At 66.3% G+C, this 17,632-nt stretch carries 18 protein-coding genes and 4 pseudogenes; 5 read left to right on the forward strand and 17 right to left on the reverse strand.

Annotated elements, in window-relative coordinates; genetic code table 11:
• Positions 1-34: 34 nt before the first annotated feature.
• Together ACWW36_RS27030 and recO are read right to left on the reverse strand one after the other, a co-directional pair.
• Positions 35-919 (reverse strand): decaprenyl diphosphate synthase, encoded by an 885-nt coding sequence (locus tag ACWW36_RS27030; RefSeq protein WP_456138999.1) that lies wholly within the window; start codon positions 917-919, stop codon positions 35-37.
• Positions 864-1,709 (reverse strand): DNA repair protein RecO, encoded by an 846-nt coding sequence (gene recO / locus ACWW36_RS27035; RefSeq protein WP_456139000.1) that lies wholly within the window; start codon positions 1,707-1,709, stop codon positions 864-866. The genes ACWW36_RS27030 and recO overlap by 56 nt, the downstream gene beginning before the upstream one ends.
• A 63-nt stretch (positions 1,710-1,772) precedes the next feature.
• Between recO and ACWW36_RS27040 the strand changes: the two genes are divergently transcribed.
• Both ACWW36_RS27040 and ACWW36_RS27045 read left to right on the forward strand, forming a co-directional pair.
• Complete coding sequence (locus ACWW36_RS27040) at positions 1,773-3,299, forward strand: amidase (RefSeq protein WP_456139001.1); 1,527 nt, start codon at positions 1,773-1,775, stop codon at positions 3,297-3,299.
• Between the two features lie 49 nt (positions 3,300-3,348).
• A pseudogene (locus ACWW36_RS27045) lies at positions 3,349-3,801 on the forward strand (CAP domain-containing protein); the annotation flags it as partial.
• A 271-nt stretch (positions 3,802-4,072) separates the two neighbouring features.
• Here ACWW36_RS27045 and era read toward each other — a convergent pair.
• From era to hrcA, 10 genes and pseudogenes are all read right to left on the reverse strand, one after another.
• Positions 4,073-4,972 (reverse strand): GTPase Era, encoded by a 900-nt coding sequence (gene era / locus ACWW36_RS27050; protein ID WP_456139002.1) that lies wholly within the window; start codon positions 4,970-4,972, stop codon positions 4,073-4,075.
• On the reverse strand, positions 4,969-5,286 hold the full coding sequence (locus tag ACWW36_RS27055) for a cytidine deaminase (protein ID WP_456139003.1): 318 nt from the start codon (positions 5,284-5,286) through the stop codon (positions 4,969-4,971). The genes era and ACWW36_RS27055 overlap by 4 nt, the downstream gene beginning before the upstream one ends.
• The gene (locus ACWW36_RS27060; RefSeq protein WP_456139004.1) at positions 5,283-6,602 is read right to left on the reverse strand and encodes a hemolysin family protein; all 1,320 of its coding nucleotides are present in this window, start codon (positions 6,600-6,602) and stop codon (positions 5,283-5,285) included. Before ACWW36_RS27060 ends, ACWW36_RS27055 begins: the two co-directional genes overlap by 4 nt.
• A complete protein-coding gene (gene ybeY / locus ACWW36_RS27065; protein ID WP_456139005.1) occupies positions 6,599-7,135 on the reverse strand; it encodes an rRNA maturation RNase YbeY in 537 nt (178 codons plus the stop codon). Before ybeY ends, ACWW36_RS27060 begins: the two co-directional genes overlap by 4 nt.
• 5 nt (positions 7,136-7,140) lie before the next feature.
• Positions 7,141-7,476, reverse strand: a pseudogene (locus tag ACWW36_RS27070) (PhoH family protein); the annotation flags it as partial.
• 261 nt (positions 7,477-7,737) lie between these two features.
• Positions 7,738-8,565 (reverse strand): annotated as a pseudogene (locus ACWW36_RS27075) (LAGLIDADG family homing endonuclease); the annotation flags it as partial.
• Positions 8,554-9,252, reverse strand: a pseudogene (locus ACWW36_RS27080) (PhoH family protein); the annotation flags it as partial. The pseudogenes ACWW36_RS27080 and ACWW36_RS27075, both read right to left, overlap by 12 nt.
• Positions 9,253-9,360: 108 nt before the next feature.
• Positions 9,361-10,098 carry a 16S rRNA (uracil(1498)-N(3))-methyltransferase gene (locus ACWW36_RS27085; protein WP_456139006.1) on the reverse strand — a complete coding sequence of 246 codons (738 nt, stop codon included), beginning with the start codon at positions 10,096-10,098 and terminating at the stop codon, positions 9,361-9,363.
• A gap of 5 nt (positions 10,099-10,103) precedes the next feature.
• The gene (gene dnaJ / locus ACWW36_RS27090; RefSeq protein ID WP_456139007.1) at positions 10,104-11,246 is read right to left on the reverse strand and encodes a molecular chaperone DnaJ; all 1,143 of its coding nucleotides are present in this window, start codon (positions 11,244-11,246) and stop codon (positions 10,104-10,106) included.
• A 30-nt stretch (positions 11,247-11,276) separates the two neighbouring features.
• Positions 11,277-12,308, reverse strand: coding sequence for a heat-inducible transcriptional repressor HrcA (gene hrcA / locus ACWW36_RS27095; RefSeq protein ID WP_456139008.1), 1,032 nt, complete (start codon positions 12,306-12,308; stop codon positions 11,277-11,279).
• Positions 12,309-12,453: 145 nt separating this feature from the next.
• Here hrcA and ACWW36_RS27100 point away from each other — a divergent pair, with 145 nt between their 5' ends.
• The gene (locus ACWW36_RS27100) at positions 12,454-12,789 is read left to right on the forward strand and encodes a type II toxin-antitoxin system VapB family antitoxin (protein WP_456142644.1); all 336 of its coding nucleotides are present in this window, start codon (positions 12,454-12,456) and stop codon (positions 12,787-12,789) included.
• 15 nt (positions 12,790-12,804) lie between these two features.
• On the opposite strand, the gene ACWW36_RS27105 is transcribed toward ACWW36_RS27100, so the two are convergent.
• On the reverse strand, positions 12,805-13,431 hold the full coding sequence (locus ACWW36_RS27105) for a DUF998 domain-containing protein (RefSeq protein ID WP_456139009.1): 627 nt from the start codon (positions 13,429-13,431) through the stop codon (positions 12,805-12,807).
• An 18-nt stretch (positions 13,432-13,449) separates the two neighbouring features.
• Entirely contained in the window at positions 13,450-13,839 is a 390-nt protein-coding gene (locus tag ACWW36_RS27110) for a nuclear transport factor 2 family protein (RefSeq protein ID WP_456139010.1), read from the reverse strand.
• 46 nt (positions 13,840-13,885) lie between these two features.
• Here ACWW36_RS27110 and ACWW36_RS27115 point away from each other — a divergent pair, with 46 nt between their 5' ends.
• On the forward strand, positions 13,886-14,746 hold the full coding sequence (locus ACWW36_RS27115; protein WP_456139011.1) for an LLM class F420-dependent oxidoreductase: 861 nt from the start codon (positions 13,886-13,888) through the stop codon (positions 14,744-14,746).
• Positions 14,747-14,809: 63 nt separating this feature from the next.
• Here the strand turns inward: ACWW36_RS27115 and ACWW36_RS27120 are convergent, their stop codons facing one another.
• The 3 genes from ACWW36_RS27120 to hemW form a co-directional block, all read right to left on the reverse strand.
• The gene (locus ACWW36_RS27120) at positions 14,810-15,517 is read right to left on the reverse strand and encodes a hypothetical protein (RefSeq protein ID WP_456139012.1); all 708 of its coding nucleotides are present in this window, start codon (positions 15,515-15,517) and stop codon (positions 14,810-14,812) included.
• Positions 15,514-16,023: a sigma-70 family RNA polymerase sigma factor gene (locus tag ACWW36_RS27125; protein WP_456139013.1), complete on the reverse strand. Its 510-nt coding sequence runs from the start codon at positions 16,021-16,023 to the stop codon at positions 15,514-15,516. The genes ACWW36_RS27120 and ACWW36_RS27125 overlap by 4 nt, the downstream gene beginning before the upstream one ends.
• A gap of 121 nt (positions 16,024-16,144) precedes the next feature.
• The gene (gene hemW, locus ACWW36_RS27130) at positions 16,145-17,320 is read right to left on the reverse strand and encodes a radical SAM family heme chaperone HemW (protein WP_456139014.1); all 1,176 of its coding nucleotides are present in this window, start codon (positions 17,318-17,320) and stop codon (positions 16,145-16,147) included.
• Between the two features lie 93 nt (positions 17,321-17,413).
• On the opposite strand from hemW, the gene ACWW36_RS27135 reads away from it, so the two are divergent.
• Positions 17,414-17,506 carry an Ms4527A family Cys-rich leader peptide gene (locus ACWW36_RS27135; protein ID WP_456139015.1) on the forward strand — a complete coding sequence of 31 codons (93 nt, stop codon included), beginning with the start codon at positions 17,414-17,416 and terminating at the stop codon, positions 17,504-17,506.
• Positions 17,507-17,632 lie beyond the last annotated feature (126 nt).

Below are 17,632 nucleotides of genomic sequence, written 5' to 3' on the forward strand. Positions count from 1 at the left end.
CCCGGGTCGCTTCGCTCCTGCCCGCCGGACGTCACTACGCCCCGCCGAACCGCCGGTTGCGGTTGGCGTATTCCTCACACGCCTCCCACAAATCGCGGCGATCGTAATCGGGCCACAGCTTTTCCTGGAAGACAAACTCGGCGTACGCCGCCTGCCACAGCAGGAAGTTGCTCGCCCGCTGCTCCCCCGACGTCCGGATGAACAGGTCGACGTCGGGAATGTCGGTGCGGTGCAGATGCTTGGCGATGGTCTTCTCGGTGATCCGGTCCGGGTTCAGGGTTCCTTCGACGGCTTCGCGCGCGATGGCCTTGGCCGCTTCGGCGATCTCGGTGCGCCCGCCGTAGTTCACGCAGTAGTTGACGGTGATGACGTCGTTGTCGACGGTCATGTCTTCGGCGATCACGAATTCCTTGATGACGCTGCGCCACATGCGCGGACGGGAGCCAACCCATCGCATCCGCACACCCATCGCGTCGAGGTTGAGCCGTCGCCTGCGCACCACCTCACGGTTGAAGCCCATCAGGAACCGCACTTCTTCGGTGCTACGGCTCCAGTTCTCTGTGGAGAACGCGTAGACGGTGAGGTGCTTGATGCCCATTTCGATGGCGCCACACGTCACGTCGATCAGCACGGCTTCGCCCATCTTGTGACCGTCGGTGCGGTGCAGCCCGCGCTGCGTGGCCCACCGCCCATTGCCGTCCATCACGATCGCGACGTGCTTGGGCACCAGGTCGGCAGGAATCTGCGGCGCGACGGCCTTCGAGGTGTGCTGCGGCGGACGGCTGAACCTGCCGTTGGTGCGCGGCGGCAACTCGGGAAAGATGACCGGCCACGTCGACGTGTCGGGGAAGGTCGGATAGTCGTCAGGCGCCTGAGGCAATTGGGGGTATTCGGTCTTGCTCGCCCTTCTGATTGCCATGGGCCACATCCTGCCCGAACAGTGCCACCCGATGGTCGGCGACCGTGCGATCGACCTGATATGCGCGCTCGACCAGCGGCAATGTCCGCAGTTGACGTTCGAGATGCCACTGCAAATGGGCTGCGACCAGCCCGCTGGCCTGGGTGCGGTATGACTGCGGCGAGGCTTGCGCATGCTCCCAGTCGCCGTCGTTCAGCGCGGCCATCAGATCCAGCACGCCCTGCGGCGGGGTCGCCGAGCCGGACGGGCGGCAGTGCACACATACGCTGCCGCCCGCCGCGACGTGGAACGCCCGGTGTGGACCGGGTGTGGCGCAACGAGCACATTCGGTCAGCGCGGGCGCCCACCCCGCGATTCCCATGGCGCGCAACAGATAAGAGTCGAGCACGAGTTCGCGGGGCCGGCCGCCGTCGGCCACTGCCCGCAGCGCGGCGACGGTCAGCCGGTGCAGCGCGGGCACCGGGGCCCGCTCCTCCCCTGCCAAGCGCTCCGCCGTTTCCAGCACCGCGCATGCACAGGTGTAGCGCCCGTAGTCGTTGACGATGTCGGTGGCGAACGCGTCGATGGCTTGCACCTGGGTGACGATGTCGAGGTTGCGGCCGGGATGCAGCTGAACATCGATGTGCGCGAACGGTTCCAGCCGCGCCCCGAACTTGCTGCGGGTGCGCCGAACGCCCTTGGCCACCGCGCGCACCATCCCGTGGTCACGGGTGAGCAGGGTGACAATCCGGTCGGCCTCGCCGAGCTTGTGCTGGCGCAGCACCACCGCCCGGTCCCGGTAGAGCCGCATCGGTACAGTCTCTCACTGCGATCCGACAGTTGCCGGTACGCAGCGCCGATATTCTTTTATGTGATGGTCGACTCTTCCCGAAACCGCACACGATTTCCCACCCTGACCAACCAGCTTTATCAGCTCGCCAGCGGCACCGTAACGTCCGTCGAACTGGTACGGCGATCGCTCGATGCGATCAACGCCAGCCAGTCGAGCCTCAACGCGTTCCGGGTGGTGCTGACCGAACAGGCGCTGGCCGACGCGGCCGAGGCGGATCGCAAACGTGCCGCGGGGATTGACCTTCCGCTGCTTGGCATTCCGATCGCGGTCAAGGACGACGTCGACGTGGCGGGCGTACCGACCCGGTTCGGCGCCGACGGATCCATCCGGCCTGCCGAACACGACGCGGAGGTGGTGCGGCGGCTGCGGGCGGCCGGTGCGGTGATCGTCGGCAAGACCAACACCTGCGAGCTCGGCCAATGGCCGTTCACCAGCGGGCCCGCGTTCGGCCACACCCGCAATCCGTGGTCGCGCGAACACACACCAGGCGGCTCGTCTGGTGGCAGCGCGGCGGCGGTGGCGGCGGGTCTGGTGGCCGCGGCCATCGGCTCGGACGGCGCGGGCAGCGTCCGCATCCCCGCGGCGTGGACCCATCTGGTCGGCATCAAGCCGCAGCGCGGCCGCATCTCCACCTGGCCGCTGCCCGAGGCTTTCAACGGCATCACGGTGAACGGCGTCCTCGCCCGTACGGTCACCGACGCGGCGCTGGTGCTCGACGCGGCATCGGGAAACGTCGCCGGGGACCTACATCAGCCACCGGAAGTGCGGGTGTCGGATTACGTCGCCCAGGCGCCGGGACCGCTGAAGATCGCGCTGTCGACGAAGTTCCCGTACACGCTGTTCCGCGCCAAGCTGCACCCGGAGATCCGCGCGGCCATGGCGACCGTCGCGGGCCAACTCGAGGAACTGGGCCACACGATTGTGGCGGCCGATCCGAACTACAACCTGCGGATGTCGTGGAACTTCCTGTCGCGGTCCACCTCAGGACTGCTGGATTGGGCGGACCGTCTGGGCCATGGCGTAACGCTCGACAAGCGCACGAAAGCCAACATGCGGACGGGCCGGCTGCTTTCGGAGAATGTGTTGCGCAAGGCCCGCCGCCGCGAGGCCGCGTCGCAGCGCCGCATCGGATGGATCTTCAACCTCGTCGACGTCGTGTTGGCGCCGACGACCGCACAGCCGCCGCCCGAGGTACACACGTTCGACAAGCTCGGCGGGCTGGCCACCGACCGCACGATGATCAAGGCGTGCCCGGTGACCTGGCCGTGGAACCTGCTGGGCTGGCCGTCGGTCAACGTGCCCGCGGGGTTCACCTCCGACGGGCTGCCGATCGGTGTTCAGCTGATGGGCCCCGCCAACAGCGAACCGCTGCTGATCTCGCTGGCCGCCGAGCTGGAGGCGCTCAACGGATGGGTGATGAAGCAGCCGGAAATCTGGTGGAACACACCTGACGACGTGAAGGCCGTGCCTCCCGAACTGGTCGCCGAGGAGCCGGAAGCCGTCAGCAATATTGCAGCTCACGCACCGGTGCCCGACGAGGTCGCGTAATCTCCCCTGCGTGACAGTCCGCGATACCGCACGCCGCTGTGCACGCACGCTGCCCGTCGTGGCCGTCGTGGGTGGGGCGATCGCGGGTATGCCCGCAGCGAATGCCGACAACAGGCGGCTCAACGACGGGGTCGTCGCCAACGTTTACACCGTTCAGCATCAGGCCGGCTGTACCAACGACGTGAAGAAGAACCCGCAGCTGCAACTGGCGGCCGAGTGGCACGCGAACGATGTGCTCAACAACCGCGCGCTGGACGGCGATATCGGCTCCGACGGGTCGACGACGCAGGACCGTGCCAACGCCGCCGGGTACAAGGGCGTCGTCGCCGAGACCGTCGCGATCAATCCAGCGCTGGCGATCAGCGGCATCGAGATCATCAACCAGTGGTATTACCGGCCCGACTACATGGCGATCATGAGCAACTGCGCCAACTCACAGATGGGCGTGTGGTCGTTGAACAGCCTGGACCGCAGCGTCGTCGTCGCGGTGTACGGCCAGCCGGGATAACCCAACCCCTAATCCCCTAACGCGGCGGCCTCGAAAAGCCGCAGCCCGCGTAGCCGAACGCGGGATTGCGCCCCGTTATGCGTATCGCTTCGCCTTCATACGGTGCTTGTACACCGCATGAAAGGAGTTGGAGCGATGACGCACTGTCGGTATTGCAACCGATTCCGCCTGATCCGCGTCGCCGGTAGCGGCAGTTGGCGGTTGGACTGCGGGCACACCTATCTGCCGTTGCCCAGCGAGGCGCAGCGATGGTCGGCCTATAACCTCAAAAGCCAAGCCGCCCAAGCTGTTTAGGATCACGCTGCCAGTTCTTGGCGATCTTGACGCGCAGGTCGAGGTACACCTTGGTGCCGAGCAGCTTTTCGATCTGTGTGCGTGCGGCGGTGCCCACTTCGCGCAGCCTGGCGCCGCCCTTGCCGATGACGATGCCCTTCTGGCTGTCGCGTTCGACGTAGAGGATGGCGTGCACATCAATCAGATCGTCGCGGCCTTCGCGCGGGGTGACCTCATCGATGACGACGGCCAGCGAGTGCGGCAGCTCGTCGCGCACGCCCTCGAGCGCCGCCTCACGGATCAACTCGGCCATCAGCACTTCTTCGGGTTCGTCGGTGAGCTCGCCGTCGGGGTAAAACGCTGGACCCGGCGGCAGTTGGGCGGCCAGCACGTCGATCAGCTCGTCGAGGTTGTCGCCGCGGGTCGCCGACACCGGAACGATTTCGGTGTCGGGCCCGACGAGCTCGCTGACCGCCAACAGCTGCGCGGCGACGCGATCCTTCGGCAGCTTGTCGATCTTGGTGACGATGGCGATCAGCGTGGTGTTCGGCGCGATGGTGCGGATCTGCTCGAGGATCCACCGGTCGCCTGGGCCGATCTTCTCGTCGGCCGGGATGCACCAGCCAATGACGTCGACTTCGGAGTAGGTGTCCTTCACCAGATCGTTGAGCCGCTGCCCGAGCAGAGTGCGCGGCCGATGCAGGCCCGGGGTGTCGACGAGGATGATCTGAAAGTTCTCGCGGTGCACGATGCCGCGAATGGTGTGCCGGGTGGTCTGCGGGCGGTTCGACGTGATCGCCACCTTGGTGCCGACGAGCGCATTGGTCAGCGTCGACTTTCCGGTGTTGGGCCTGCCGACGAAACAGACGAAGCCTGAGCGGAATTCGGTCACTGCACTTTGCCCGCGCGGTCGGTCACGACGATCGCCGCGTCGGCAGAGAGCTCGCGCACGGCGGCCACACCCGCGTCGTCGGCCGATCCGCCGACGAGCACCGCAGCCTCCAGGCCGGTCGCGCCGCTGGACACCGCGGCGGCTACCGCCGCCTGCAACGCGGTCAACTGCAAGGCGTCGAGCGCCACGGGTGCGCCGGCGTAGGTGCGGCCGTCGAGGTCACGCACCGCCGCGCCGCTGGCCGCCTCCGCCCGTCCCATCGCGCCGCGCGCCAGCGTCACCAGCTTGGCGTCCTCGGCGTCGAGCTCACTCATTGGTCTTTCGCTCTTCGCGCAAGCGGCTCATCGTCGCTCTCCTCGGGCTTCTCGGTCGGGCTGACCAGGACCGTACCGATGCGCACCCGGCCGCGGTGGTCTGGGCCGCCTTCGGCGCGAAGCCGCAGCCCGTCCCATGTCACCTCGGCCCCGGGCAGCGGGACGCGGCCCAACTCCAGCGCCACCAAGCCGCCGACCGTGTCCACGTCGAGGTCTTCGTCGAACTCGATGTCGTACAGCTCGCCGAGATCTTCGATGGGCAGCCGCGCGGAGACGCGAAAATGCTTGTCTCCCAAATCTTCTACCGGAGCCACTTCGTCGGTGTCGTACTCGTCGGCGATCTCGCCGACGATCTCCTCCAGTACGTCCTCGATCGTCACCAGTCCGGCCGTCGCGCCGTATTCGTCGACAAGCAGCACCATGTGCACACGGTCGCGCTGCATTTCACGCAGCAACGCATCGAGTGGTTTGGAGTCCGGCACGAACACCGCGGGCCGCATCACCTCCGACACCTTGGTGTCGCGTCCGCCGTTTCGCGAGTAATACGTCTTTTGCACAAGGTCTTTCAGATAGACCACGCCGATGATGTCGTCGACGTTCTCGCCGATGACCGGGATGCGCGAATGGCCGCTGCGCACCGCCAACGACGTCGCCTGCCCGGCCGTCTTGTCGTCCTCGATCCACACCATCTCGGTGCGCGGCACCATGACCTCGCGGGCCGGGGTGTCGCCGAGTTCGAACACCGACTGAATCATCCGCCGTTCGTCATCGGCGACGACGCCGCGCTGCTGGGCCAAGTCGACGACCTCGCGCAGCTCGATCTCGGAGGCGAATGGACCGTTGCGGAAGCCGCGGCCTGGCGTCAGCGCGTTACCGATCAGCACCAGCAGCCGGCTGATCGGGGTGAGCACCACCGAAATAGCCTGCAGCGGAAGCGCGGCGATCAAGGAGATGCTGTAGGCGTTCTGCCTTCCGACGGTGCGCGGGCCGACGCCGATGGCAACGAAGCTGGTCACCGTCATGATGGCGGCGGCGGTGATGAGACCCCAGCTGACGCCGGTGTAGTCATCGAGGAAAGCGGCCAGCAGGACCGTCGCGCTCACCTCACACGCGATGCGCAGCAGCACAACGAGATTGATGTAGCGCGGACGCTCGGCCATGATCTTGTGCAGCCGCACCGCACCGGGCCGCTCGTCGCGTACGAGTTCCTCGACGCGGGCTATCGACACCGTGCTGATGGCGGCGTCGACAGCCGCGAACAGCCCGCCGAGCGCGATGAGCGCGATCGCGGCGATCAGTTGCCCCAAGCCGGTCACGGCTCGTCGAAGAATCGCGTCTTGTCCAGCAGCCGCCGGTCCTTCTCGGACTGGCGGTCCTGGTGATACGCCTCGACCTGGTCGGCGACCCACTCTTCGAGCAGTTGGCCTTGCAGGGCGAACATCTCTTTTTCCTCGTCCGGCTCAGCGTGGTCGTAGCCGAGCAGGTGCAGTACACCGTGCACGGTCAACAAGGCCAGCTCCTGGCCGAGCGTGTGGCCCGCCGCAGCGGCCTGACTGGCGGCGAATTCGGGGCACAACACGATGTCACCCAGCAGCGACGGACCCGGCTCGGGCGCATCCGGACGGCCGCCGGGCTCGAGCTCGTCCATCGGGAAGCTCATCACGTCGGTCGGGCCGGGCAGATCCATCCATCGCATGTGCAGGTCGGCCATCGCCGCGGTGTCGAGCAGCACCATCGACAGTTCTGCTGCGGGATTGACGTTCATCTTGCGGATAACGAAGCGCGCGACGCTGATCAGTTCCTCTTCGGAAACGTCGATGCCCGATTCATTGGACACCTCGATGCTCACACCGATCACCTTCGCGGACGGGTGCCCGACGCACGCCGCTGGGCCCGGTTCATCAGCGCGGGCTCCTCGGATTTGGCGTAGGCGTCGACGATGTCGGCGACCAGGCGGTGGCGCACGACGTCGGCGCTGGTGAGTTCGGCGAAGTGGATGTCGTCGATACCGTCGAGAATCCCCATCGCCGCGCGCAGACCCGATGCCGCGCCGCCGGGCAAGTCCACCTGCGTGATGTCGCCGGTGACAACGATTTTGGAATTGAAGCCCAGGCGCGTCAGAAACATCTTCATCTGCTCGCCGGTGGTGTTCTGCGCCTCGTCGAGAATGATGAACGCGTCCGATAGCGTGTTGTGGGTGAGCAGGAAATCCTCGGTGACATATAAGGAGTCCTCTGCTGCGACTCGAATGCACACCGCTTCCTCAGTGCCTTCCGGCTCGATGCGGTCAATGAACCGCATCGGGTGACCGCCGCCGGCCTCGCCGTACTTCGCCGCCTTGCGAGCGAGACGGAACGGCCGCATTCCTTCTGGGAGCCGGATATCTAGGACATGCGCGTCGTGTCGGTAATGGACTTCGCGACCTCGCGCCAACCCTGGCTTGCGGCCCTCCGCCTTACGGGCGCGTGTATAGACGATCCCTCCGAGTGACTGGACGAGGAACCTCACGTCGTCGCGCAAACGATCCGAGACCGTCGTGAACTGGACGCGGCACGTCCTTCCCTTCTGGCTGACCGGGCCGCCGTCGGAGTCGAAAAGACCCTGGAGAACCCTGAGACGGACCTCCGGCGTATTGAACAGGTAATCCCTGGGTACGAACTTGGTGTTCGACTTCGCGCCTGCAAGACCTAAATCACGCATGGCTCTTGTGATCGGGTTCGGAATGGTGGTGTCGCCGCCGCGCCCAGAGCTTCTGGAGAGGACGTAATCGACCTCGCTCTTGCGTCGTACTTTTATACCGGGAATCAAGCGGGCCAACTCTTCGGCCAGTTCCGGATCACTGGTTGCGAATGTCGGTGTCGCTCTGCATGAGAAACACCCGTCACCGAGAAGTAAACCGAGCGCGTACGGATCAATCGGCACCGGCCGCGATTTCAAACTCACAGGTGCACTAACCAGCGGCAATTCGTAGCGGTGGTAGTGCGCCGCGCGGAGGTTCCCGATCATCTCCTTCGTCTGGAGTACGCGGGCCGGCTTCCCGCGTCGTCGATCATCGCGGGTGTGAACCGACCACAGATGGTCACCAGATGCGAGCGTTGACGAACCGTCCTGGGTGTAGACCCGGTAGATCTCCTTGAAGCCTTGCGGGTATACCCCCAAGACTTCCGTAGGTTGTCCGTCGGAGCCGATGACAAAATCGCCAACCTGAAGGTCCCCGATCGCTTGGAAGCCGCTGGGCGTCAAGACCTCCGTGAACGACGGTTGTGCTCGACCCCGCATGTACGCCAGCGGCGCGACCTCAATGATCCCGGCATTCATCAGCTTTGGGATCGACTCGGGATCCATCATGTCGTGCAGCGCGTCGTACAGCGGCCGCAGATACGGGTCGATCTTCTCGCTGAGCGTGCCGGGCAGAAAGCCAAGCCGCTCACCGGCTTCCACGGCCGGGCGGGTCAGGATGATCCTGTTGACCTGCTTGGTCTGTAAAGCGTTGACGGCCTTGGCCATTGCCAGATACGTCTTGCCGGTGCCCGCGGGCCCGATACCGAAGACGATGGTGTGCGCGTCGATGGCGTCGACATAGCGCTTCTGGTTCAGCGTCTTTGGCCGGATCGTCTTACCGCGCCGCGACAGGATGTCGAGCGTCAACACCTCGGCGGGCGACTCGTTGCCGGTGCCGGTGAGCATCGCCACGCTGTGGCTTACCGCGTCGGGTGTCAGCGGTTGTCTACTGGCGACGATTGCGATCAGTTCGGAAACCACTCTCTCGGCCAAGGCGACGTCGGCCGGCTCGCCCGTGAGTGTGACCGCGTTGCCGCGCACGTGGATGTCGGCGGCGAGGAGGTTTTCGAGTGCACGCAGATTCTCGTCGGCGGAGCCGAGCAGGCCCACGACGAGGTCGGGCGGAACATTGATGCTGCTTCGAACTGGAGCGTCCGAGTCAGCGTTCGTCTCGCTGGGCGTCACGTGGGGTTTTCTGCCTGCTTTCTGGGCTCTTGCCTGGTTGGTTGCTCTGGAATACCCAGTTTACCGCCGGGTAGCGACCCATCCCAATGCTTAACCATGCCTGCCGGCTCACGACCACCGCGGCGTCAACACACCCAACGCGCCTAGGGCGACGGCCGCGGCGGTGGACGTTCGCAACACCGTCGGCCCCAGCCGCACCACGCTCGCCCCGGCATCGGTCAAAGCCGTGATCTCGTCGTCCGCGATACCCCCTTCGGGGCCGACCACCAGCATCAGCGAATCCACTTGCGCCAGCGGCACTTCGGTGATCGGCACTGTCGCGGACTCATGGAGGACAAGCACCGTTGCGGCGTCGTCGCGTACCCGTTTGGCCAACTCGGCCGTCGACACCACACCGGTGACCTCCGGGATGCGCGCGCGACGCGATTGGCGTGCGGCCGCCCGTGCCACCGCGCGCCAGCGCCGCAAACCCTTGTCCACCCGTGGGCCGTCCCAGCGGGCCACGCAACGCGACGCCTGCCAGGCGATGAATGCGTCTGCGCCGGCCTCGGTGGCCAGCTCGATGGCCAGCTCAGAGCGGTCGGATTTCGGCAATGCCTGCACGACGGTGACCGCCGGGACGGCTTCGGCGACGGTGAGCTTGTCGAGCACCCTGGCCGACAACCGGCCCTTGCCGACGTCCTCGATGACACAGTGCGCGAGCGTTCCGGCGCCGTCGCTCAGGTCGAGTTTCTCGCCGGGACGGATCCGCCGGACGTTGGCTGCGTGAAAGCCTTCGTCGCCGTCGACGACCGCGATCTCACCGACCGGGGGCACCGCGTCGACGTAAAAGACCGCTTCGGTCACGGGCGCTAGCGGCCGGTGAAGGTTTCGCGCAGCCGGCTGAAGAAGCCGCTGCCGGTCGCCGTGCTCTGGGTCGAGCGCACTTCGGCGACGTCCCGAATGCGGTTTTCCTTGAGCTTGCGCAGCAGCTCGATGTCCTCGTGGTCGAGCCTCGTCGGGATCTCGACGTCGATGTGGGCGTGCAGATCGCCGCGCACCCCCGACCGCAGATGGGGCATCCCGTGGCCGCGCAGCGTGGCGACCGCGCCTGGCTGCGTACCGGCCGGGATGGTGATTTCGGTTGGGCCGTCGATGATTCCGTCGACGGTGACCGTGGTGCCCAGTGCGGCGTCGACCATCGGCACCGAGACGGTGCAATGGAGGTCGTCGCCGTCACGGACGAAGATCTCGTGCGGCTTCTCGTGCACTTCGACGTACAGGTCGCCCGCGGGCCCGCCGCCAGGACCGACCTCGCCCTGCGCGGCCAGCCTCACCCGCATCCCGTCGCCGACGCCGGCGGGGATCTTGACGCTGATGTCGCGCCGTGCCCGCACCCGGCCGTCGCCGCCGCAGCGGTGACACGGATCCGGGATGACTTCGCCGATCCCGCCGCACACCGGGCACGGCCGCGACGTCATCACCTGGCCGAGCAGCGAGCGTTGGACGGTCTGGATCTCTCCGCGGCCGCCGCAGGTGTCGCATGTGACCGGCGTCGAATTGCCGTGGGTGCCCTTGCCGTGGCACAGGTCGCACAGCACCGCGGTGTCGACAGTCACCTGCTTGGTGACGCCGGTTGCACATTCCTCCAAGTCAAGCCGCATCCGCAGCAGTGAGTCCGAACCGGGCCGCACACGGCCGATCGGCCCGCGCGAGGCGGTGCCCCCGCCGAAGAACGCCTCGAACACGTCGCCAAGCCCGCCGAATCCACTGAAGCCGTTGCCTGCTGCGCCGGCCGACTCGAGCGGGTCACCACCGAGATCGACGATCCGCCGCTTCTCCGGATCGCTCAGCACCTCGTAGGCGGCGCTGATCTCCTTGAACTTGGCCTGCGCCTCTTCGTCGGGGTTGACGTCGGGGTGCAGTTCACGGGCGAGCTTGCGGTACGCGCGCTTGATCTCCGAATCACTCGCACCTCTGCTCACGCCGAGCAGCCCGTAGTAGTCGCGTGCCACGCTGACCTTGCCTGCCTGTTTCGTGCCGGGTTACCGGCTGCCTAAGACTTCACCTATATAGAGAGCAACCGCAGCGACATTAGCGATAGTTCCCGGATAGTCCATCCGGGTGGGTCCCAGCACACCCATGCCGCCGTACACCTTGCCCGAGCTGCCGTAGGCGGTGCTCACCACCGAGGTGCCGATCATCTCCTCGGCCTCGGTCTCGTGCCCGATGCGCACCGTGACCTTGCCGGCCTCCTGCTGCGCGGCCAGCAGCCGCAGCACCACAACCTGTTCCTCGAGCGCTTCGAGAACCGGCCGCAGTGAGCCGCCGAAGTCGGCGGTGTTGCGGGTCAGGTTGGCGGTGCCACCGAGCAGCAGGCGTTCCTCGCTGTGCTCGACGAGCGTCTCGACCAGTACCGTCGCCGATCGGCCGACCGCGTCGGACAGGCCGCCGTGGCCGTTGAGGTGTGAGGCGAGGTCGGACACCGCGACCGACGCGGCCGCCAGCGGCTTGCCTTCCATCGCCTGGCCGAGCAGGTCGCGAAGCTTGGCGACGTCGTGTTCGTCGAGCGCATCGCCGAGCTCGACGATGCGCTGATCCACCCGCCCCGTATCGGTGATTACGACAAGCAGCAACCGTGCCGGGGTCAAGGCCACCACCTCGAGGTGCCGCACCATCGACGTCGTCAACGTCGGGTACTGGACGATCGCGACCTGACGGGTCAGCTGAGCCAGCAGCCGCACAGCGCGGCGCAGCACATCGTCGAGATCGACGCCCGACTCCAGGAAGCCGAGGATCGCTCGGCGCTCAGATGACGACAGCGGCTTGATGTCGTCGAGCCGGTCGACGAACTCGCGGTAGCCCTTCTCGGTGGGCACGCGTCCCGAGCTGGTGTGCGGCTGAGTGATGTAGCCCTCGGCTTCCAGGACCGCCATGTCGTTGCGCACGGTCGCGCTCGAAACGCCGAGATTGTGTCGCTCGACCAGCGACTTACTGCCTATCGGTTCCTTGGTCGCCACGAAGTCGGCGACAATGGCGCGCAGTACCTCGAAGCGTCGATCGTCGGCACTACCCACTGTTCACCTACCCTTCCCACCTAGTCAGCGTCCATTTTACGGTCATTATCTGGGCCGATACCGCGCGAGCGGCAGTAGGTGTGGCGAACCGGCTGGTTGGGACTAGCCTTTGCATGGTGACCTGGACCTCCGAGAGATCAGCGCGATGATCTTCAAGGGTGTCCGCGAGGGCAGGCCGTACCCCGATCATGGGCTCTCGCAACGGCAATGGGCGCAGATTCCGCCGCGGCAGATCCGGCTCGACGAATTGGTCACGACGACGACGGTGCTGGCGTTGGATCGCTTGCTCTCCGAGGATTCGACGTTTTACGGCGACCTCTTCCCGCACGCCGTCAGATGGAAGGGAATCGTCTATCTAGAGGACGGTTTACACCGCGCCGTGCGCGCCGCGCTGCGGAACCGGACGGTTCTGCACGCGCGGGTGTTCGACATGGACATGCCGTCCGCGGCTGGCGCGTGGGCTCGGACGCAGCAGGCGTAGTGGCTCCTGCGAGCCTCATGCTCGTCGGGCCCCCAGCAAGAGGAATCCGGTGAATATCTGCCAGGCCAGGATGGAGTAGACGCTCCCACGCTCCAGCACTCCTGGGGGCAGGCCGCTTTTCGTCGTCTTGATCGTCAACAACGCAAGGCACACGAACCCGACGGCGGCTATCGCCACCGAAACGATGTGATATCCCCGGATTGCGACGGCCCGCCTGATTACCGACGAGCCGACGACGATCGCGGCGTTGCCTCCCACGATCGCGAGCACCGCCCCGACCACGTGCAACCACGCGTGTCCCGCGTTGACCAGTGCCGAGCCGCCATGGGCGACCGCGACAAGGATGTTGCCGACCGAAGTCGCCGCGGCCAGCCCGACGAATACGCGGCCGCCGCCAAGCGCGCGAGCAATGACGACTGCTCCAGCCAGGAACCCAAGGCCCTGGATCCAGAACGCCGTGTTCATCAACATCGCCTTGGGAGACCAGGCAGGCACGCCGAGGTCACTGATGTAGCCGTGCGTGTAGCTGTACGACGGCACCACCGCTGCGGCGGTTATCGCCTCAAGGGAGAGGAACAGCAGACCCGCGGAGATCCACAGCACGGCCGCAACCGCCAGCCCGCGCCGTTGAGTCGCTTGCACCGGAACCAGCTTCCGGACTTACGCGTTTCCGCGCGACGGTAGCTGTGCTCCCGCGTCCGCCGGATCGATCTCGACGGCATAGGACGTGATCGCCGTGATCTGCTCGCCGGTGAACTCGTAGATATCGCAACTGGCCACCGCCGTCACGCCGTCCGGACGCGTGTACCGCGCGAACGTGTCGACAGCGACCGCGTCCGAGCCGGCGGCGACCACACATCGGTCGTACGCGGTCGTGGTGCCTTCGAGACTTTCCAGGGTGTCGCGGCACGTCTGACGCACCGCGTCCGCGCCTTCGAGCACCATGTAGCCGACGATCGTCCAGCGCACATCCTTGGCGAGATATGGCAGTGCCTCGTCGAACCGATGCTCGGAGAACGCTCGGGCGACGGCGCCCGGATCGAATGCCATGCGCCGACGGTAGCGTGAGTTCATCGCCGAATGGAAAGGCTGGCCCATGGACCTGTCGGGTGTCGGCGTGTGGAGTTCTCAACTGCGATACGGCGACCCGGCCGAGTCTGCTGAGGCCGCGGCCGAGCTGGAGGAGCTCGGTTTCACCGCGCTGTGGATACCGGACGTCGGCGGACCGGTCTTGGATTCGGTGGCTCTTCTGCTGTCGTCGACCAAACAGACTGTCGTCGCAACGGGCATCCTCAATCTCTGGATGCACGAGCCGTCCGACGTCGCCGCCTCCTACGCGTCGTTGACCGCCGAACACGGCGAGCGCTTTCTTCTCGGGATCGGCGTGAGCCATGCACCGCTCATCGACTCGCAAGAGCCAGGCCGTTACCGCAAGCCGCTCGCCGCGACGGCGGCATTCCTCGACGGCCTTGACGCCGCCGACCACCCGGTGCCCGTCGAGAACCGGGTACTCGCTGCGCTCGGACCGAAGATGCTGCACCTGTCGGCGACACGCGCGCGCGGCGCCCATCCCTACCTCGTCACACCCGATGACACACGGCAGGCCAGAGAGGTGCTCGGCGATGGTCCACTCCTGCTCCCCGAGCAGGCCGTCCTTCTCACAGACAGCCGCGACGCAGCACGGGCCATCGGAACTGATTGGCTCCGTAGGTATCTCGCGTTGCCGAACTACGCCAACAATTTCCTGCGCTCTGGCTTCACCCAGGACGACCTGGATTCGGTCAGCGACAGACTGTTCGACGCGATCATCGCCTGGGGCGACGAGGACGCGATCGTGCAGCGGGTGAATGAGCACCGCCAGGCGGGCGCCGACCACGTCTGCGTTCAGGCCCTCACCGCCGACCCTCTGGAATTCCCTCGCGAGCAGTGGCGCAGGCTGGCCGCCGCGTTGACCTAACGTCAAGCGAGGCCGAAAACATCGCCACCGCAACGAAATCGGCTTGTAGCTGCTGCGCAGGGCTTACCGCAGCGTGGTGATTGCCAGCGGTTCATTGCTGCCCGTCACCCGGATGTCGACCGTGCGGATCTGTGAGGTCGGAATGCTCGTCGCCGCCGACAATCCCTTCGCCTCGTCCCCAGCCGGCTTCCACGAGCCCACCGCCGTCTGGACGCCGTCATGCGTCGTCACCACGATGTCGTAGCTCTTGACGTTGCGCGACCAGTCCTTGGTGTACTCGCAGGCCCAGTTCAGTTCGGTGCCCCACTTCTTCTCGCTGACCGCCAGCTGAGCGGTGAGGCCGCCGCGCGGGGTCGGCTGCATCTCCTGCATCGCAACGGTTTCCACCGGCGCGGTCGTCCGCGAGAACACCGTCGCGCCCACGACACCGCCGGCGATCAACAGCGCCGCTGCCGCGGCCACCGCGGCCGCGAGCCACGTTCGGCGGGAACGCCGCTTGCGCTCGGCCGCCGCGTGCGCGAGGGAGGCCACGTTGTCGGACCGATCGTGGGACACAGGGGCGCCCGCAAGGTTGGTCAACGCCACCGCCTCGTCGCGGCTGAGCGCGTTGAGGATGCCGGGCATACCGGCGAGCTCGGTCAGCTCCGTGGCACGGTCGGGGTTGGCCGCCAGATAGCCCTCGTAGGTACGACGCTCCTCGAGGCTCAGGGCGCCGAGCACATATGCGGCGTCCCACTCGGCAAGGTCGTCGTCGGGCTTGAAGTTCGTCACCGGACAACCCCCCTTTCCTGCAACGCAATTCGCAACGCGCGAAGCGCATAGTGAAGCCTGGATTTGACGGTGCCCTCCGGAATCTGTTCCTGCTGGGCGATGTCGGCGACCGTTTGGCCCAAATAGTAGGCGCGGACGATCGCGGTGCGGTGGTCCTCCGACAGCGACAGCAGCGCATCGGAGAGGATCCACTTGTCGAACGCCGGTCCGATGGCGTCGGGCGATGGCCGCTCGGGAAGGTACTCACTCTGCAGTTCGCGGGTGTAGCGCGCACTGCGACGATCGTCGATCACCAGGTTGCGGGCGACCGTGAACAACCACGCCCGCACCGAATCGGTGGGCTGCTCCAACACTTCGGGCTTGCGCCAGAGCCGAAGCAGCGACTCCTGCACGACGTCTTCGGAGAACGGCATGTCGCCGCGGGTAAGCCGCAATACGTACCGCAACAGCGACTGGCTGTGCGCGTCGTGAATTGCGCGCAGCAGGTCGGCCTGTTCTTCGGTCATGACTCCTCCACGCTGATCACAACGAGGCGAGGGCGCCGGTCGTTCAATCAGCCTGACGTCGAGTGTGGGGCTATGTCACGCGAAATTCGCGACAAGCGTGCACAAACCCCACACTCGACAGTCAATCGAGCAGTGTGCGCACCACCGCATCGGCCAGCAGCCGGCCACGGTCGGTCAACACCAATCGGTCGGCCACGCACGCCAGCAGACCGTCGTCGACCGCTGTCTCGGCGCGATGGCGTTCAGCCGCGCCCAGGAGCGCCACCGGCAGCCCTTCACGTAACCGCGTCCTCAGCATCACGTCTTCGGTGTGCCGCGTCGAATCGTCGAGCCGTTCGAAGTCGGCGACCGGCAACCGTCCGTCAGCCAACGACTGCGCATAGGCGTTGGGGTGCTTGACATTCCACCACCGCGTCGACCCTACAAAGCCATGCGCACCCGGCCCGGCGCCCCACCATTCGCCGCCGTTCCAATAACCCATGTTGTGGCGGCACTCGCCGCCAGGGCGGCTCCAATTCGACACCTCGTACCACTGCAGCCCCGCGGCCGACAGCCGGGCATCGAGCAACTCGTAACGTCGCGCCAGCACCTCGTCGTCGGTCATCACGATCTCGCCGCGCCGAACCCGGCGCGCCAACGCCGTGCCGTCCTCGACGATCAGCGCGTAGGCCGACACGTGGTCCACGCCGGCTTCGAGCGCCGCGTCGGCCGAGCGCAGCAGATCGTCGTCGCTCTCCCCCGGCGTGCCGTAGATCAGATCGAGGTTCACATGGTCGAAGCCCGCCGCGCGGGCTTCCCCCGCCGCGTCGAGCGCCCGGCCCGGCGAATGCACGCGATCCAGCACGGCCAGCACCTGCGGGGCCATCGACTGCATGCCGAGCGACACCCGGGTGAACCCCGCCTCGCGCAGTGTCTCGAACAGGCGCGCCGACGTCGACTCCGGGTTGGCCTCCGTGGTCACCTCGGCATCCGGCGCGAGAACGAAATGGGCACGAACCGCGTCGAGCACCGCCGCCAGACCCGCGCCGCCAAGCAGCGACGGTGTTCCCCCGCCGACAAACACGGTGTCCACTGCTGGCGGCGAACCCAGCCTGGCCGCCGCGAGCTGCAGTTCGACCTGCAAAGCCGACAGCCAGCCATCGGGGTTCGCGCCGCCGAGCTCAGCGGGTGTGTAGGTGTTGAAGTCGCAATATCCGCATCGCGTCGCGCAGAACGGCACGTGGATGTAGATGCCGAACGCCCGCCCTGGCGTGACGTCCAGGGCCGGCAGCTCGGCGTGAGCCGCTCGCACCGTCATACATCCAGTTTCCCAGACCGCAGTTTTGCTCAGCGTGAGCGCAAATCTCCCCCGGTTAGGGCTGTTGTGGGACTTCGTGGCACAATTGGCGATGTGATCGCCCGCAACTACCCCCAGCGTGTATCCCTGGTGGCGCGGCGGCACGTCGACTTCAAGCGCGTTTGTACCTGTTGTTGTCTGCCTTGATGGCATTGATCTAGGACCCAGCCCACCCCCGTACTTTCAGCTGGCCGCCGGATCTGCGCCGCCGGACAGCCCAAGACCGGTGATATTGCGCGGTTCGAACGCCGGCTCCGAGAAGGAGCCAGACCA

The sequence above is a fragment of the Mycobacterium sp. MMS18-G62 genome (genome assembly GCF_053877835.1).

Coding starts and splice junctions, on each gene's coding strand:
- ACWW36_RS27030 (WP_456138999.1), bottom strand. CDS start 919: ATGGCAATCAGAAGGGCGAGCAAGACCGAATACCCCCAATTGCCTCAG.
- recO (WP_456139000.1), bottom strand. CDS start 1,709: ATGCGGCTCTACCGGGACCGGGCGGTGGTGCTGCGCCAGCACAAGCTC.
- ACWW36_RS27040 (WP_456139001.1), top strand. CDS start 1,773: ATGGTCGACTCTTCCCGAAACCGCACACGATTTCCCACCCTGACCAAC.
- ACWW36_RS27055 (WP_456139003.1), bottom strand. CDS start 5,286: ATGAGTGAGCTCGACGCCGAGGACGCCAAGCTGGTGACGCTGGCGCGC.
- ACWW36_RS27100 (WP_456142644.1), top strand. CDS start 12,454: ATGATCTTCAAGGGTGTCCGCGAGGGCAGGCCGTACCCCGATCATGGG.
- ACWW36_RS27110 (WP_456139010.1), bottom strand. CDS start 13,839: ATGGCATTCGATCCGGGCGCCGTCGCCCGAGCGTTCTCCGAGCATCGG.
- ACWW36_RS27115 (WP_456139011.1), top strand. CDS start 13,886: ATGGACCTGTCGGGTGTCGGCGTGTGGAGTTCTCAACTGCGATACGGC.
- ACWW36_RS27125 (WP_456139013.1), bottom strand. CDS start 16,023: ATGACCGAAGAACAGGCCGACCTGCTGCGCGCAATTCACGACGCGCAC.
- hemW (WP_456139014.1), bottom strand. CDS start 17,320: ATGACGGTGCGAGCGGCTCACGCCGAGCTGCCGGCCCTGGACGTCACG.